Origin of the sequence: Zooshikella harenae, from assembly GCF_018837975.1 — a bacterium.
GTDB lineage: Bacteria > Pseudomonadota > Gammaproteobacteria > Pseudomonadales > Zooshikellaceae > Zooshikella > Zooshikella harenae.
In genome coordinates, this window is sequence record NZ_JAGSOY010000321.1 from 1 (window position 1) to 703 (window position 703).

Genomic DNA, 703 nt, shown 5'->3' on the forward strand with positions numbered 1-703 from the left:
AGGTGCGGCTTTGGTCAGCTTAAAACGTGGTTCCCAACGGGTTAAGGCTTCAGCCGTCGCAGCAATTAACTCTAAGCGTAAAGCCCCATTTAACGGTTCGTCGATTAAATCTGGCAAGCGACTCCCATAATCACGCCGCATGACACGGGTGCCAATGCGAGTGGTTAAAATATCAGTTATCGATTGCTTAAGGTGATCAATGCCGGAAAGGGTTTGGCCGGTTTGGTTATCTATGCCGTGCATGATGTCAGTATGAATGAAAAGAGTATGGCCTAATCAGAACTGCAACTATCACTGCTACTGCTATCACTACTACAAAAACTACTTTCTGAGCTAGACTGGCTACCAATTGAGTCCTCTGAACCTCTTCGATGGCTTGTTAATCTATTCTGATTATTAGTATTATGCAATTCTGCGTCCTTATAAAATTTATAAAATTTATATAATTCATAGCCTTTAAATAAAAACACTAAACATACGAATAAAAAACCCAAGAAGAAAAGCATCATATACCCTTTATTCTATACACAGTTTTCTTATAGTAACTGTTTAGTGGCTTTAATTACACAGGTAAACTTATTGCCTTGGCTTGGGCGGCACATGATGTTGGTCTAAATGACGGTTATAAATAGCGCGGTCTGCTGCCATACTACGGGTTTTATCGGTAATATCGCCAGTGGCTTTGATGCTGCCTTTCACATGC

1 protein-coding gene is annotated in these 703 nt (G+C 40.7%); it reads right to left on the bottom strand.

Translation table 11 applies throughout. From position 1 onward, the window contains the following. Window positions 1-243, bottom strand: a 243-nt coding sequence (locus tag KCG35_RS25905; protein WP_215822792.1) for a GPW/gp25 family protein, incomplete at its 3' end; no start/stop codon positions are given. Between the last annotated feature and the right edge of the window lie 460 nt (window positions 244-703).